The sequence below is a fragment of the Streptomyces cinnamoneus genome (assembly GCF_002939475.1).
Lineage (GTDB): Bacteria > Actinomycetota > Actinomycetes > Streptomycetales > Streptomycetaceae > Streptomyces > Streptomyces cinnamoneus_A.
This window is the reverse complement of the sequence record NZ_PKFQ01000001.1, coordinates 3,030,572-3,043,698: the sequence shown is the minus strand read 5'-3', so window position 1 is coordinate 3,043,698 and position 13,127 is coordinate 3,030,572. Positions and strand designations below refer to the sequence as shown.

Below are 13,127 nucleotides of genomic sequence, written 5' to 3'. Positions count from 1 at the left end.
CCGATAGATGTGATTACCCGTCGGTTGAACAGAACTCCGTGGCGAGGAGCTTCGTTTGGGCCAGGGAGGACAGACGTGTGTCGCTGTTGGTCCGGAAACTGACCACATGTCGGCCGTCGGCGGTGCCGAGCGTCTGCACGTACGAACCGGTGATCTCGCCGTTGTGGCCCCATACGGTGCGCCGGCACGGCAGCCGCACCGGGAACACGCCCATGCCGTAGCTCCCGCCCGAGAGGGACGTGTCCCGCATCGCCCGCAGCTCGGCCGGCGGCAGCAGGGTGCCTGAGAGGAGGGCCGCGAAGAATCGGTTGAGGTCGGGCAGGGTGGAGACCATCTCCCCGGCGGCGCCCGCGGCGGACGGATTGAGGTCGGTGACGTCGGTGAGGCCCTTCGCGCCCGGGGCGTCACCCGTCGCCGCGCTGTAGGCGCGGCCGTGCGGCAGGGGCAGGGTGGCCCGCGTGCCGGGAAAGCTGGTGCCGGTCAGGCGCAGGGGAACGATGATGCGGCGCGTCGCCTCCACGGCGTACGAGTGGCCGGTGACCTGACGGATGACCATACCGAGGAGCAGATAGTCGGTGTTGGAGTAGCGGTAGCGGGTCCCGGGCGGCCCGTACGGGGCGTGCGCCAGCGCGGTGCCCAGGAGGGCGTCGGGCGTGTGGGACTCGTAGCGGTGCTCCGTGAACCCCTGTCCGAAGAACCGGCGGAAGAACGCGTCGTCGTCCGTGTAGGAGAACAGCCCGCTGGTGTGGGTCAGGAGTTGGCGGACCGTGACCGTCCGGCCCCGCTCGGCGCCCGTCAGGGCGGTGGCGTTCGGTGCGGGCAGGTGCTCGGCGACCGGATCGTCCAGGTTCAGCCGGTGTTCTGCCACGAGCTGGAGGGTGACGGTGGCGACCACCGTCTTGGTGATGCTCCCCGCGCGGAAGCGGTCCGTCAGCCCGATCCGCCGCCCCGTCCGCACGTCCGCGACCCCGGCCGTGGCGAACCGGACCGTCCCGTGAGCATCTTGTGACAGCTCGGCAGCGCCGGGAACCGTGCGCTCCGAAACGAGGTCCTGTAGAACAGGAGAGCGGGCGACGACGCCTCCGCATGCCGTCGTCACCCATGCCGTCACAGTGCAGCACACCACGGCCAGGGCCGAGGTGAGGCGCGGGTGGGTGGTTCGCGTCGGCATGTGCCCATCATCCAGGGCCCTCCGGACCCTGGCCTACCGCCGGTCCGCGGATGAGAGACAATGGTCGCTCTGCCAGGGTCGGTTGGTCGCAGAGCTGATTGCCAGAGGGGACGCATGTCGGAGGCGGAGCAGACGCAGGGCACGGCAGGGCGCCTCCTGGCCGGGCGGTACCGCCTCGGGGGCGTCCTGGGGCGTGGTGGCATGGGCACGGTCTGGCGGGCGACCGACGAGACGCTGGGCCGCACGGTGGCGGTCAAGGAGTTGCGCTTCCCGGCCAACATCGACGAGGACGAGAAGCGCCGCCTCATCACGCGCACGCTGCGCGAGGCCAAGGCGATCGCCCGCATCCGCAGCGCGGGCGCGGTCACCGTCTACGACGTGGTCCACGAGGACGACCGGCCGTGGATCGTCATGGAACTCATCGAGGGCCGCTCGCTCGCCGACGTCATCCGTGAGGACGGCCCCCTGAAGTGGCGCAGAGCCGCCGAGGTCGGCCTGGCCGTGCTCGACGTGCTGCGTGCCGCGCACCGCGAGGGCATCCTGCACCGCGACGTGAAGCCGTCGAACGTGCTCATCGCGGACGACGGCCGTGTCGTCCTGACCGACTTCGGCATCGCCCAGGTCGAGGGTGACCCGTCGGTCACCTCGACCGGCATGCTCGTAGGCGCCCCCTCGTACATATCGCCCGAACGGGCCCGTGGCCAGAAGCCCGGTCCGCCCGCCGACCTGTGGTCGCTGGGCGGTCTGCTGTACGCGGCCGTGGAAGGCATGCCTCCGTACGACAAGGGTTCGGCCATAGCGACGCTGACGGCCGTCATGACCGAGCCCCTGGGACCGCCGAAGAACGCCGGTCCCCTGGAGGGCGTCATGTACGGGCTGCTCGCCAAGGACCCGCAGAAGCGGCTGGACGAGGCCGGCGCGCGGGCACTGCTGACCAACGCCGTGAACGCCCCGGACGAGCGGCTGCCCAAGCCGCCGGAGCCGACTCCGGACCTGGATGCCACCCAGGCGATCGTCATGCCGTCCATGCCGGACGGTCAGGGCCGGCCGACGGGCCCGGGCTCGGGCGCCTCGCCCAAGGCCCCGGCCAAGCCGGACTTCAAGCCCTCCGCCGGCACCTCGTCGAGCGCGTCCTACAAGGCCAGGCGGGACGGCTTCGGCCGGAGCGGCGACAAGCGGTCGTCCGCGCCCGCCCCGTCCTCGCGCTCCGCTTCGGCGGACTCCCCGGCGGATCCGTCCGGCTCCCGCCCCGCCTCCGGGGCGTCGTCCGCCGGGCGCGGCTCGCGTCCGGGCGGTGCGGCCACCGGGCGGACGTCCGGTGCCTTCAGGCCCCTGAGGGACGCCACGCCGGCGGGTTCGTCGGTCACCGCGCAGTCGGACGGCCCGGGGCAGCCCGTGAAGCTGCGGGTGGGCAGTGTCGCCGCGAACGCCCGGAGCGGCCGGGGCATGCGCACCGGCACCTACGGCCGTGCGTCGATCACGGACGTCGTACCGCGCCGTGCGCTGCTCATCGCGGTCGTCGTCATCGCGCTGGCCGTCATCGGCACCGTGCTCGCCCTCACGCTGGGCGGGGACGACGACGGTAAGAACGGTTCGTCCCCTTCGCACAAGAAGGCGGCGGTCTCCGTCTCCGTGCCGTGGACCGCGCCCACCGCGGCGACGCCCTCGCACCCCTTCTCGGACACCCCCTAGCCCCGGCGGCCGGGGAGCGCGGGAAGCACGGGGAGCACGGGGAGGCGCACGGAGGCATACCGCGCGGCGTGCCGGGGACGTACTGAGCCGTACGGGCCCGAAGGGGCGGCTTCGGCACGTATCGTGAGTCGTCGTGGACCGTACGCAACCGCAATAAGCATCGGACTGACCGGCTTTGACGGTCGTTCGGCCGATGGCGGTGGATCGCACGAGTGGGCGGATCGCACGTTTGGGGAGGCGTCGTGGACGACTACGCGGGCCGGGTGCTCGCCGACCGTTACCGCCTGCCGCTGCCCCCCTCCGAGGCGTTCGACCTCGTGGAGACGAGGGCCTTCGACACCTACAGCGGCCAGGAGGTCCTGGTCCGGCAGATTCCGCTGCCGGAGGTCGTGGACGCCGAGGTCCTGGGCGACGAGCGCCCCTACGGAGCCGGGCCGACCGGCCCCGGGGGCCGGGGCGCCGGACACGCGGGGCGCGGGAACCCGAAGGCCGCCGACCCGGCGGTGCGCCGCGCACTGGTGGCCGCGAGCGCCGCCGCGCAGGTCCCCGACCACCCCAGACTCGACCAGGTCTTCCACGTGTTCGCCGAGGCCGGCAGTCTCTGGATCATCAGCGAACTGGTCTCCGCCCGCCCGCTCGCCGCCCTCCTGGCCGAGCGCACCCTCTCTCCGCACCGCGCGGCCGAGGTGGCCGCCGACGTCCTCACCGCCCTGCGGGCCCTGCACTCCCAGGGCTGGACCCACCGCAACATCACCGCCCGCACGGTGCTCATCTGCGACGACGGTCGCGCCATCCTCACGGGCCTGGCCGCAGGTGCCGCCGAGGAGGCCCTCTGCGGCTATGACCCCGTGCCCCGTCCGGTCACCGCCCGGGGCGGTTCCGCCGGTGGGACGGGGCAGGGCGCAGGGCCGACCGCTCCGGGCGTCAGCGCGGACCCGGGCCCCGGCAAGACGGGCGGCGGTGGCCCGGCCGGCGGGCGCGGGGCCGTGGTGCCGCCCCAGACGCGGGCGGGTCAGCCCGGGCCGAAGGCGACGCAGGGCGGCCCGGCGGTTCCCGGAAGCGCCGGCCGGCCCGCCTCGAAGGGCGCCTACGGAACGGTGGCCGCCTCCGGCACGCGGGGTGCCGGGGTGCCGCCACAGGGCGGCCCGGCCTACCGCGACCAGGGTGCCGCCGGCGGTTTCGCCCTCCCCGACGTCGCCGATGGGCGGGAGGAGGCGCTGAACGCCCGCGCCGTGCGCTCGGGAGCGATCGCCGCCTATCACGCGGCCGCCCGGGCCGCCGCCGCCCGCGCGGCGGCGGAAGCAGCCGGCCTCCCGGCGACCGGCGCCTCGACCTGGGGCGGCGGCAGCGCCGCCAGCGGCACGGCCCCCGCGCCCGAGTCCACCCCGCCGTGGAACGCGGACGCCCTGGTCCACGGCCCCTCGCCCGCCCCGGCCCGTACCGAACGCCCCGGCACGAACGGAAGCCGCGAGCCGGCCGCCAAGGGCGGCGGCACCTCCTCGCCCGCCGTACCGGGCGCCGGCACGCCCGAGGCCCGCAAGCCCGGCACCGCCGAGCTCGCCCCCGGCAGCCGCCCCGTGTCGGAGAGCTGGGCCTACACCGCCGTCCCCGGTGGCGCCCTCGCCGCCGAAAGGGCCCGGCAGGCGCGCATGGTCGTGGTGGGCGCCGTCACCGAACGCTGGGCGCCAGAACAGGCCTGGCCGGTGCAGGAGAACTGGCAGCTCGCGCCCCCCGTCGGGCCCGCCGCCGACCTGTGGGCACTGGGCGCGCTGCTCTTCCGGGTCGTCCAGGGGCACGCCCCCTACCCCGAGGACAGCACCGCCGAACTCGTTCAGGTCGTCTGCGCGGAACCGCCCGCCTACGCGGAGGAGTGCGGGGCGCTGCGTCCCGTCGTCGAGTCGCTCATGCGCAAGGACCCGTCCGAGCGTCCCGAGTTCGAGGAGCTGCGCGGCTGGCTGCGCTCCCTGATCCGCTCGGCGCCGGAGCCGGACATCGGCAGCCGTACGGTCACCGTGCCGTCCATCGGTGCTCCCGTTCCCGCCGACGGCCGGCGGCTGCCCGTCATCCGGCGTCGCGGCGAACTCGTCCGCCGCCGGCGTGGCCGCACGTCCACCGCGTCCGCCGAACCGGCGGCCGCCGTGCACGGCCGGCACAAGAGAACCGCCAAGGAGACCCTCAAGGCCGGGCAGGCCGGTGAGCGCAGCGCCTTCCACAGCACGGGGCACCTGCAGGAGCAGCGGGTGCGCACCGCCCCCGCCCCCCACCGCCTCGGCCGGCTGCTGCTCGGCGTCATCCTGCTCGCCCTCATCGGGGCGGTGCTGTACGCCCTGCTGTTCATGCCGCGCGCCGAGCAGGACGAGGGCAGGACTCCGTCGGACCACACGGGTGCCGCCGGAGCGCTCAGCGCCGCACCCGACCGGCCCGGTGGCGGGGGGAGCATGGGCCGGACGTCCGCCTCGGGGATCCAGGGCGACCCGACCGAGGAGACCACCGGCACCGCCAAGGGCTTCACCCTGCGCAAGGACCCCAAGGGCTTCATGGTGGCCGTGGCCGCCAACTGGCAGCGGCGCGGCGAGAACGAACGCGGCCAGGTCGTCTACGTGGGCGGCGACTACGAGCTGATCGTGGTGCCGGGGCGCGACAAGGTGTCGGAGTTCGGCGGCGACCCCATGACCTACCAGCAGGAGAAGGAGCCCGAACTGGCCCCGTACCGCTCGTCGACCTGGTCGGGCGCCTCAGGCCTGCGCCGCATCGACGTCGGTGGGACGGCCACGGCGGAGGGCACGTTCAACTGGAACGACAGCAGCGGCCGCCAGGTCTATGTGCGCAACGCGGCGATGATCCTGGGAGGCCGCTATCACCTGCTGCTGGTGAGGGGGCCGATGGACGAGCAGCGTTCGGTGGACGCGTTCTTCGAGCAGGCCACCGCCACGTACCGCGCGGAGGGCTGAGCGCGGGACACGGGCGCGGCGGCTCCCGCGCTCTAGGCGAAGCGCTCGCGCAGCTTGTGCTTGAGGACCTTGCGGAGTGTGTCGTTGCGCGGCAGTGAGCCGACGAGCTCCAACTGCTCGGGGATCTTGTGCCGGGCCAGCCCGGCCGCCTCCAGGTGGGCGGCCACCTCCACAAGGGTCAGTGGTGGGGCACCAGCCGGCTGCTGTACGACGGCGCAGACGCGTTCCCCGCGCTCGGCGTCGGGCAGCCCGATGACGGCGACGTCATCGACGCCGGGGTGGCTGTGCAGCAGTTGCTCCACCTCCTGTGCGGAGATGTTCTCGCCCTTGCGGATGATGACGTCCTTGATGCGCCCGGTGAGGACCAGATACCCGTCCTCGGTGAGGTGCCCGAGGTCGCCGGTGCGCAGACAGCCCTCCGCATCGAAGGCTTCCGCTGTGGCGGACGGGTCGAGGTAGCCCTGGCAGACGGCCTCGCCGCGCAGGCGTATCTCCCCGTCCGTGCCGGCCGGTACCGTGTCGCCTTCGCTTCCCACGACGCGGATCTCCATGCCGGCGGGCGGCCGTCCCTCTGTCGTGGCGAGCCTGTCCGCCGGGTCTCCGGGCCTCCCCATGGTGATCATCGGGGCCTCGGTCATGCCGTAGCCGTGGACGAGCTCGCAGCCCAGCTCGCGCACCACGTCGTGGTACAGCCCCGGAGGCCGGGGCGCGCCGCCTCCCGCGAGGAGCCGGAGCGTGGGAAGCAGCCTGCGGTCGGGCTCCTCGCGCTGTGCGGCGAGGAACATCGAGTAGAAGGCGGTGGAGCCGCCTGCCACGGTGACGCCGTGCCGCCGGTAGGCGCCGAGGGAGTCCGGCAGGGCGAAGTGCTCCACGAGGAGGGCCGGGCAGCCGCGCAAGAGCACCATCACCGTGTAGTCGGGGCCTGCCACGTGCGCGTAGGGGAAGGCCATGGAGCCCACGTCGTCCGGGGTGAGGCCGAGCGCGTCGGCGAGGCAGGCGCCGGAGACGATGAGACTGCGGTCGGTGTGCAGGACCCCTTTGGGGTCGGAGGTCGTACCGGAGGTCCAGTGGACCCAGCGGACCGCCGTCCCGTCTGACGGAGGCGGCGGGAGGGGCGCGGGATCGGCCTCCGGGATGTCTTCGTACGCCGTGAACACCAGCGGCGGGACCGGCAGCGACAGGGCGAGACGGTGGGCCATCAGGCCGTGGTCGAAACCGCGCCACACCCCCGGTACGGCGAAGAACTCCGCCCCCGTGGCCCGCAGCGCGTGGCCGACCTCGCGGTCGCGGCCGGAGGGGATGACGGGTATCTGAACGGCGCCGAGGCGGGCGAGCGCGAAGGTCAGGACGACGGTCTCGATGCGGGTGGGCAGCTGCCAGACCACCCGGCTCCCGGCCCGCACCCCGAGCGTGTGGAGCCAGGCGGCGACCCGCTCGGCGCGGGTGCGCAGTTCCCCGAAGGTGAGCCGCCGGTCGGTGGCGGAGACCGGCTGCGGGGGCATCCGCCGGTCCGGTAGCCGGGCGGGTTCGTCGGCCTGGATGAGGGCTGTCGCCCCGGGGGTGAGCGTCGCACGGCGGTCGAGCAGCTCCCACAGGGTCGGTGAGCCGGCCAGTTCCTCGGGGGTACCGGGTTCCATCACGACGCCACCTATCTGACGAACCGTCATATTGGACCGGAGCGTAGGCGGGTACGCCTTGCCGGTCCAGGGGGCGCGGGCTAGCCTCCGCACGAGGATGAACTGACGCCCCGTCAGGTATTACCGATTCGGGAGTGGGTGCCATGGAGCTGCCGCGCATCGTCAGCGTCGACGACCACGTGATCGAACCGGCCCACCTCTTCGACACCTGGCTCCCGGCGAAGTACCGCGACCGCGGCCCACGGCCGCTGACCGAGGGCATCGGCGAGCTGGAATACGTCGGCGGGAAGTACCGCATCACCATGGACCCCGCCGGTCCCCCCGCCGACTGGTGGATCTACGAGGACCTCCGCTTCCCGTACAAGCGCAACATCGCCGCCGTCGGCTTCGACCGGGACCAGATGACCCTCGAAGGGATCACCCGCGCGGAAATGCGCCCCGGCTGCTGGGACCCGGTCGAACGACTGAAGGACATGGACCTCAATCACGTCGAGGCGTCGCTGTGCTTCCCGACCTTCCCCCGCTTCTGCGGACAGACCTTCTCCGAGGCCCATGACAAGGAGGTCGCCCTGGCCTGCGTGCGCGCCTACAACGACTGGATGGTCGAGGAATGGTGCGGCGACAGCGGCGGCCGGCTGGTCCCGCTCTGTCTCATCCCGCTGTGGGACGTCGGCCTCGCCGTCGCCGAGATCCGGCGGAACGCCGCCCGGGGCGTACGGGCGGTGACCTTCAGCGAGATCCCCACACACCTCGGGCTGCCCAGCATCCACTCCGGATACTGGGACCCCTTCTTCGCCGCTTGCCAGGAGTCGGACACCGTCGTCAACATGCACATCGGCTCCTCCTCGCAAATGCCGTCGGCCTCACCCGACGCCCCCGTGGCCGTGCAGGCGACGCTGTCCTTCAACAACGCCATGGCGTCGATGGCCGACTTCCTCTTCAGCGGTGTCCTGGTGCGCTTCCCCCGCTTGAAACTCGCCTACAGCGAAGGACAGATGGGGTGGATCCCCTACACCCTCGAGCGAGCCGATGACGTCTGGCGCGAGCACCGGGCCTGGGGCGGCGTCCGCGAGCTGATTCCCGAACCACCCTCCACCTACTACTACCGGCAGATCTTCTGTTGCTTCTTCCGGGACAAACACGGAGTCGCGTCACTCGATGCGGTGGGACGGGACAACGCCACCTTCGAGACGGACTACCCCCATGTGGACTCCACCTTCCCCCACACCAAGGAGGTCGCCCTCGACCACGTGCGGGGGCTGGACGACGAGACGGTCCGCAAACTGATGCGGGGCAACGCCATCCGGATGCTCGGCCTGGACCTGGACGCGTGAGACGGCATGGACCTGGGCTGGACGAAAGAAGAGGAAGACTTCCGCCTCCGCCTGCGCGCATGGCTGCGCACCACCCTGCCCGGCCTGCCGGCCAAGCCGTCACCGGACGACTGGCCCGCCCGCCGCGCCTACGACTGTGCCTGGCAGCGGGCCCTGTACGAAGCCGGGTACGCGGGGCTGCACTGGCCCGCCGAGGCCGGCGGCCAGGGCGCCACCCCGACCCAGCAGCTGATCTACCTGGAGGAGACGGAGCGGGCCGGCGCCCCCTATGTGGGCGCCAACTTCGTCGGCCTGCTGCACGCCGGCCCCACGATCGCGGCTGAGGGCACCGCCGCGCAGCGCGCACGCTGGCTTCCACCGATCCTGCGCGGCGACGAGGTGTGGTGCCAGGGATTCACCGAACCCGAAGCCGGCTCCGACCTCGCCTCACTGCGGACCCGGGCGGTCCGCGACGGTGACGCCTACGTCGTCACCGGCAGCAAGATCTGGACCTCGCACGCCGAGATCGCCGACTGGTGCGAGCTGCTGGTGCGCACCGACGCCTCGGCGTCGGGGCATCGCGGCATCTCCTGGCTCGCCTTGCCCATGGACGCCCCCGGTGTGACCGTACGCCCCTTGCGGACGCTGGCCGGGTCCACGGAGTTCGCCGAAGTGTTCCTGGACGAGGTGCGGGTGCCGGTCTCCCATCGCGTCGGCGCCGAGAACGACGGCTGGCGCGTCACCATGGTCACCCTCGCATTCGAGCGCGGCACCGCCTTCGCCGGGGAAGTGGTCGCCTGCCGCCGCACCCTGGAGCGGCTGGCCGTGACGGCGAAGGAGAACGGCCGGTGGGACGACGCGGTCCTGCGTCGGCGGCTCGGCCGCCTCGACGCGGAATTCGGAGCGCTGTGGCGCCTGGTGCAGGGGAATGTCAGCGAAGCCGAAAGCTCGCTCCGCGCGGGAGGCGACGGCGTTCCCGGTGCGGGCGCCTCCGTCTTCAAACTGCGCTATTCGCAGGCGCGGCAGGACCTCTACGACGCCGCCGCCGAGGTGCTCGGACCTCTCTCCCTGGACGCCGACCATGCGTGGACCGGGGAGCGTCTGACCTCTCTGTCCTACACGATCGCTGCCGGCACCTCCCAGATCCAGCAGAACATCATCGCCGAGCGTGTCCTCGGCCTTCCCCGGAGCCGGTGAGGCTGATCATGGACTTCCGTCCGAGTGACGATCAGCGGGCCCTGCGGGCGGGAATGCGGGACGTCCTGACTTCCTGCTTTCCTCCGGAACGGCTCCGGGAGGTGCTGGACGGCGGAGGCGTCGAGGGCGCTGCGACGCGCGAACTGTGGCGGGAGTTGGGCGACGCCGGTCTCTTCTCCCTCCGTCTGCCCGAGGAGGAAGGCGGCGTGGGCCTGGGGCTGACCGAGGCGGTGTTCGTCTTCGAGGAGGCGGGCCGGGCTCTGGTGCCCGGTCCCCTGGTCGAGACGTACCTGGCGGCCGGTCTTGTCCCCGGCGCGGCCGAGGGGACAGCCGTGGTGACGGCCCTGGACCGGCCGGGCGTGGTCGGCCACCTGGCCGCGGCCGACGCTGTGCTGCTCTTCGACGGCCCGGTGGTACGGCTGCTGGACGCTGCCGGCGGCGCGGGGCCGGGGAAGCTGGAAGCCCGCCCGGTGCGTTCAGTGGACCCGCTCACCCCCCTCCACCACGTCCTGCGGCTGCCCCGGATTCCTTCCCTGGCCCCTACGGTGACCGCCGACGCCTTACGTTTGACCCGCGAGGCCGTTCTGCTGACCGCCGCCCAGCAACTGGGCAGTTCCGCCCGCACACTGGAGATGGCGGTTTCCCATGCGAAGAGCCGTACGCAGTTCGGCCGTCCGATCGGGGCCTTCCAGGCCGTGCAACACATCTGTGCGCAGATGCTTGTCCGTACGGAGCTCGCACGAAGTAGCGTCTATGCCGCATCGTTGACAATTACGGCGAGTGAGGTCTCCGGGGCGAAAATTCTCGCCGACGAGGCTGCTGTCCGTAATGCCCGTGACTGTTTGCAACTGCATGGTGGGCTTGGCTTTTCCTGGGACGCGGAGGTCCATCCGCACGTGAAGCGAGCCTGGTGGCGAGTCCAGCAGTGGCAGCCCGTCGCCGATGCCGAGGAAGAGCTGGCCGCCGCACTGCTGCGACGTGCAGAGAATTGCTCTTCGGAAATCGCGAACTTCCCGGAACGCGCCGTGTAATCGGTGTGGGGGAAAAACGGCCTTACCGAGGAGGCTCGGTCACACTGCGTCGATATCGAGTTGTGTTCTTCGCGTAACTCGTCACAGGGCGGAGTCGGCGCCGCCCTCAGGTACTCTCGCTGAGGTGCGAGTAGTTCAGAGGCGCAACCAAACGACTGCGGCCGAAGTGGCGGCGGCCGACGCGGGAATGTCCCTGATTCGCAGCGGAACAGAGGGCTGGAAGCCCCCATGTTCGATCCCTGGCACAGCGCGTCGCACAGTATGCAGCATGCATACTCCTTTGCGCCGGAATATGCCCGAAGCGCTTGTTGGGGTAACTGAACGTCAACCATGCTGTCTCGAAAGGGGATCACGTTCAGTGAGGCCCCCGAGACGCGAGGCGTTGTGTCCGCCGGTTCGGATGGTGTGAGCGGTGCAGGTGCTTCAGATGCAGATGGAGATCGGGCCCGACCCGGCGGAGGTCGGACGGGCTCGTCGGTGGGCGCGCTCGCGGCTCACCGGCTCAGGGATAGGGGCCGACGAACCCCTGGCCGAGACCTTGATTCTGCTGATCTCGGAGCTGGTCACCAACGCCGTGGTGCACACGGGCTGTCCAGCCGTCCTGCGCATGCTCTTCCCCGGTGCGGCGGGTGTCGGACCGATCGCCGGGCTGCCGCCGGCGACCGTGCGGGTGGAAGTGGCCGACATCAGCGCCTGCCCGCCCAGGCGGCGGTGCGCCGAGGGCGACGACACCGGGGGCCGGGGTCTCGAACTGGTCGACGGTCTCGCCGACCGCTGGGGTTGGCAACGGGAGGGCGCGGGAAAGCGCATCTGGTGTGAGGTCGACCGCGGTGGGTCGCTCTGGAGTGGCGCTTTTGAGCCACATGGTGCTATGACAAATCGGGCTTAGTCGACAAAGTCCAGACCAGGTGTTGACGTGAAGTGGTCACGTGATCACCCTTGGATGCAGCGATTCGTTGCGAGGGGACGTCGAGAGGCCCGTATGCCCAAAGGCTGCCTTGGCGAGTGCGGGTCGCGATCCGGCGTGACGACAGGGCTAGGGCGCCGGAGCTGGGTGGCGGCGTACGGTGCCGTGCTCGGGGCGCGCATCTGTGCGCCGCCGCCCGCCCGACTTCGCCGGCCCCGTTCCCGGCGCGAGGCTCTCCCGGCCCGTCCGCCCCCTCGGTCTCTCGATTCGCCGATTCGCCGATTCGCTCAGAAGATGGCCACCGGAGCCACCGGCGTCCCCGTCGCTCCTACGAACGGCTCCGGCATGGCCGACAGCAAGAACGCATAGCGTCCTTCCTCGGCGCAGACCTCGGAAAGGCCCTCCAGGTTCCAGTTCTGACCCTGGGGCATGCCCATCTCCACCAGGTCGAGCGCGTGTACGCCCAGCCACAGCCCCTCGATCTCCGGCGGGATGATCTCGAAGGTGAGGGTGTCGTTGGCGACCGCCGCCACATCCCGGGCGTGAAACCACTCGGGCGTGCGAATCGAGAGGCCCGGGGAGGGGTGGGCGTACGCATGTTTGTCGCCCGTCAGATACCGCTGGATCTGGCCAGTCCTGACGAGCGCGATGTCGCCGGAGCGGACGGTGATGCCCGCCAGTTCCTCCGCCGCCTCCAGGTCTTCGGGCGTGACGGCGTGGTCGTCGTCGAGCCGGTGCACGTTCCTCGCTCGTGCGACATCGAGCAGCACCCCGCGCGAGACGATGGGCCCGGCCTTCTCGACTCCGTTGAAGGCGGCCCGGCCGTGCCCCGTGATCGAATCCGCGGGACGCCCGTTGTAGAGCCGACCGCCGTGTGAGACGTGACAGAGCCCATCCCAGTGGGTGCCCGCCTGGAGGCCCATCGTCACCGTGTCGTCGCTGGTGGCCACGGTGTCCGGCCCGAACATCTCCAGATTGATCGCGACCATCGTGTGCAGGGGGTTGACCCTGCCCGGGATCATCCCGGTCTGCACCCCGTCCTGTTGGAGGGGGAGGGCGAGCGGAACGCGGCGTCCGCTGGCGACGGTCCGGGCGGCGGCGCACACGACCTCGTCGGTGATGAGGTTGAGGGTTCCTCTCTCGTCGCCTTCGCCCCAGCGTCCCCAGTTGTTGACCCGCTTGGCGATCTCATGGAACTCGGCCGGCAGTGGCATCGGGGATTTCCTCT

Annotated in this window: 8 protein-coding genes and 1 pseudogene; 6 read left to right on the top strand and 3 right to left on the bottom strand. The window is 71.6% G+C overall.

What is annotated here, in order from left to right; genetic code table 11:
* Positions 1 to 13: 13 nt before the first annotated feature.
* On the bottom strand, positions 14 to 1,171 hold the full coding sequence (locus CYQ11_RS13010; protein ID WP_099199472.1) for a serine hydrolase domain-containing protein: 1,158 nt from the start codon (positions 1,169 to 1,171) through the stop codon (positions 14 to 16).
* Positions 1,172 to 1,285: 114 nt separating this feature from the next.
* On the opposite strand from CYQ11_RS13010, the pseudogene CYQ11_RS30280 reads away from it, so the two are divergent.
* Positions 1,286 to 2,797 (top strand): annotated as a pseudogene (locus CYQ11_RS30280) (serine/threonine-protein kinase); the annotation flags it as partial.
* 308 nt (positions 2,798 to 3,105) lie between these two features.
* Positions 3,106 to 5,814, top strand: coding sequence for a serine/threonine kinase C-terminal domain-containing protein (locus CYQ11_RS13000; RefSeq protein ID WP_099199473.1), 2,709 nt, complete (start codon positions 3,106 to 3,108; stop codon positions 5,812 to 5,814).
* 32 nt (positions 5,815 to 5,846) lie between these two features.
* Here CYQ11_RS13000 and CYQ11_RS12995 read toward each other — a convergent pair whose 3' ends face one another.
* Positions 5,847 to 7,451, bottom strand: a complete 1,605-nt coding sequence (locus tag CYQ11_RS12995) for a class I adenylate-forming enzyme family protein (RefSeq protein WP_099199474.1) — start codon at positions 7,449 to 7,451, stop codon at positions 5,847 to 5,849.
* 143 nt (positions 7,452 to 7,594) lie between these two features.
* Here CYQ11_RS12995 and CYQ11_RS12990 point away from each other — a divergent pair, with 143 nt between their 5' ends.
* The 4 genes from CYQ11_RS12990 to CYQ11_RS12975 all read left to right on the top strand — a co-directional run bounded on the left by CYQ11_RS12990 (position 7,595) and on the right by CYQ11_RS12975 (position 11,881).
* Positions 7,595 to 8,785, top strand: coding sequence for an amidohydrolase family protein (locus CYQ11_RS12990; RefSeq protein WP_099199475.1), 1,191 nt, complete (start codon positions 7,595 to 7,597; stop codon positions 8,783 to 8,785).
* Positions 8,786 to 8,791: 6 nt separating this feature from the next.
* Positions 8,792 to 9,961: an acyl-CoA dehydrogenase family protein gene (locus CYQ11_RS12985; protein ID WP_099199476.1), complete on the top strand. Its 1,170-nt coding sequence runs from the start codon at positions 8,792 to 8,794 to the stop codon at positions 9,959 to 9,961.
* An 8-nt stretch (positions 9,962 to 9,969) separates the two neighbouring features.
* Positions 9,970 to 10,992: an acyl-CoA dehydrogenase family protein gene (locus CYQ11_RS12980; protein WP_099199711.1), complete on the top strand. Its 1,023-nt coding sequence runs from the start codon at positions 9,970 to 9,972 to the stop codon at positions 10,990 to 10,992.
* Between the two features lie 412 nt (positions 10,993 to 11,404).
* Positions 11,405 to 11,881 carry an ATP-binding protein gene (locus tag CYQ11_RS12975; protein ID WP_099199477.1) on the top strand — a complete coding sequence of 159 codons (477 nt, stop codon included), beginning with the start codon at positions 11,405 to 11,407 and terminating at the stop codon, positions 11,879 to 11,881.
* A 305-nt stretch (positions 11,882 to 12,186) separates the two neighbouring features.
* Here the strand turns inward: CYQ11_RS12975 and CYQ11_RS12970 are convergent, their stop codons facing one another.
* Positions 12,187 to 13,113: a cyclase family protein gene (locus CYQ11_RS12970; protein ID WP_099199478.1), complete on the bottom strand. Its 927-nt coding sequence runs from the start codon at positions 13,111 to 13,113 to the stop codon at positions 12,187 to 12,189.
* Between the last annotated feature and the right edge of the window lie 14 nt (positions 13,114 to 13,127).

What these genes read in the sequence shown, in the direction of transcription:
- CYQ11_RS12990 (WP_099199475.1), top strand. Translation starts at nt 7,595, where the DNA reads ATGGAGCTGCCGCGCATCGTCAGCGTCGACGACCACGTGATCGAACCG.
- CYQ11_RS13010 (WP_099199472.1), bottom strand. Translation starts at nt 1,171, where the DNA reads ATGCCGACGCGAACCACCCACCCGCGCCTCACCTCGGCCCTGGCCGTG.
- CYQ11_RS12985 (WP_099199476.1), top strand. Translation starts at nt 8,792, where the DNA reads ATGGACCTGGGCTGGACGAAAGAAGAGGAAGACTTCCGCCTCCGCCTG.
- CYQ11_RS12970 (WP_099199478.1), bottom strand. Translation starts at nt 13,113, where the DNA reads ATGCCACTGCCGGCCGAGTTCCATGAGATCGCCAAGCGGGTCAACAAC.
- CYQ11_RS12980 (WP_099199711.1), top strand. Translation starts at nt 9,970, where the DNA reads ATGGACTTCCGTCCGAGTGACGATCAGCGGGCCCTGCGGGCGGGAATG.
- CYQ11_RS12995 (WP_099199474.1), bottom strand. Translation starts at nt 7,451, where the DNA reads ATGGAACCCGGTACCCCCGAGGAACTGGCCGGCTCACCGACCCTGTGG.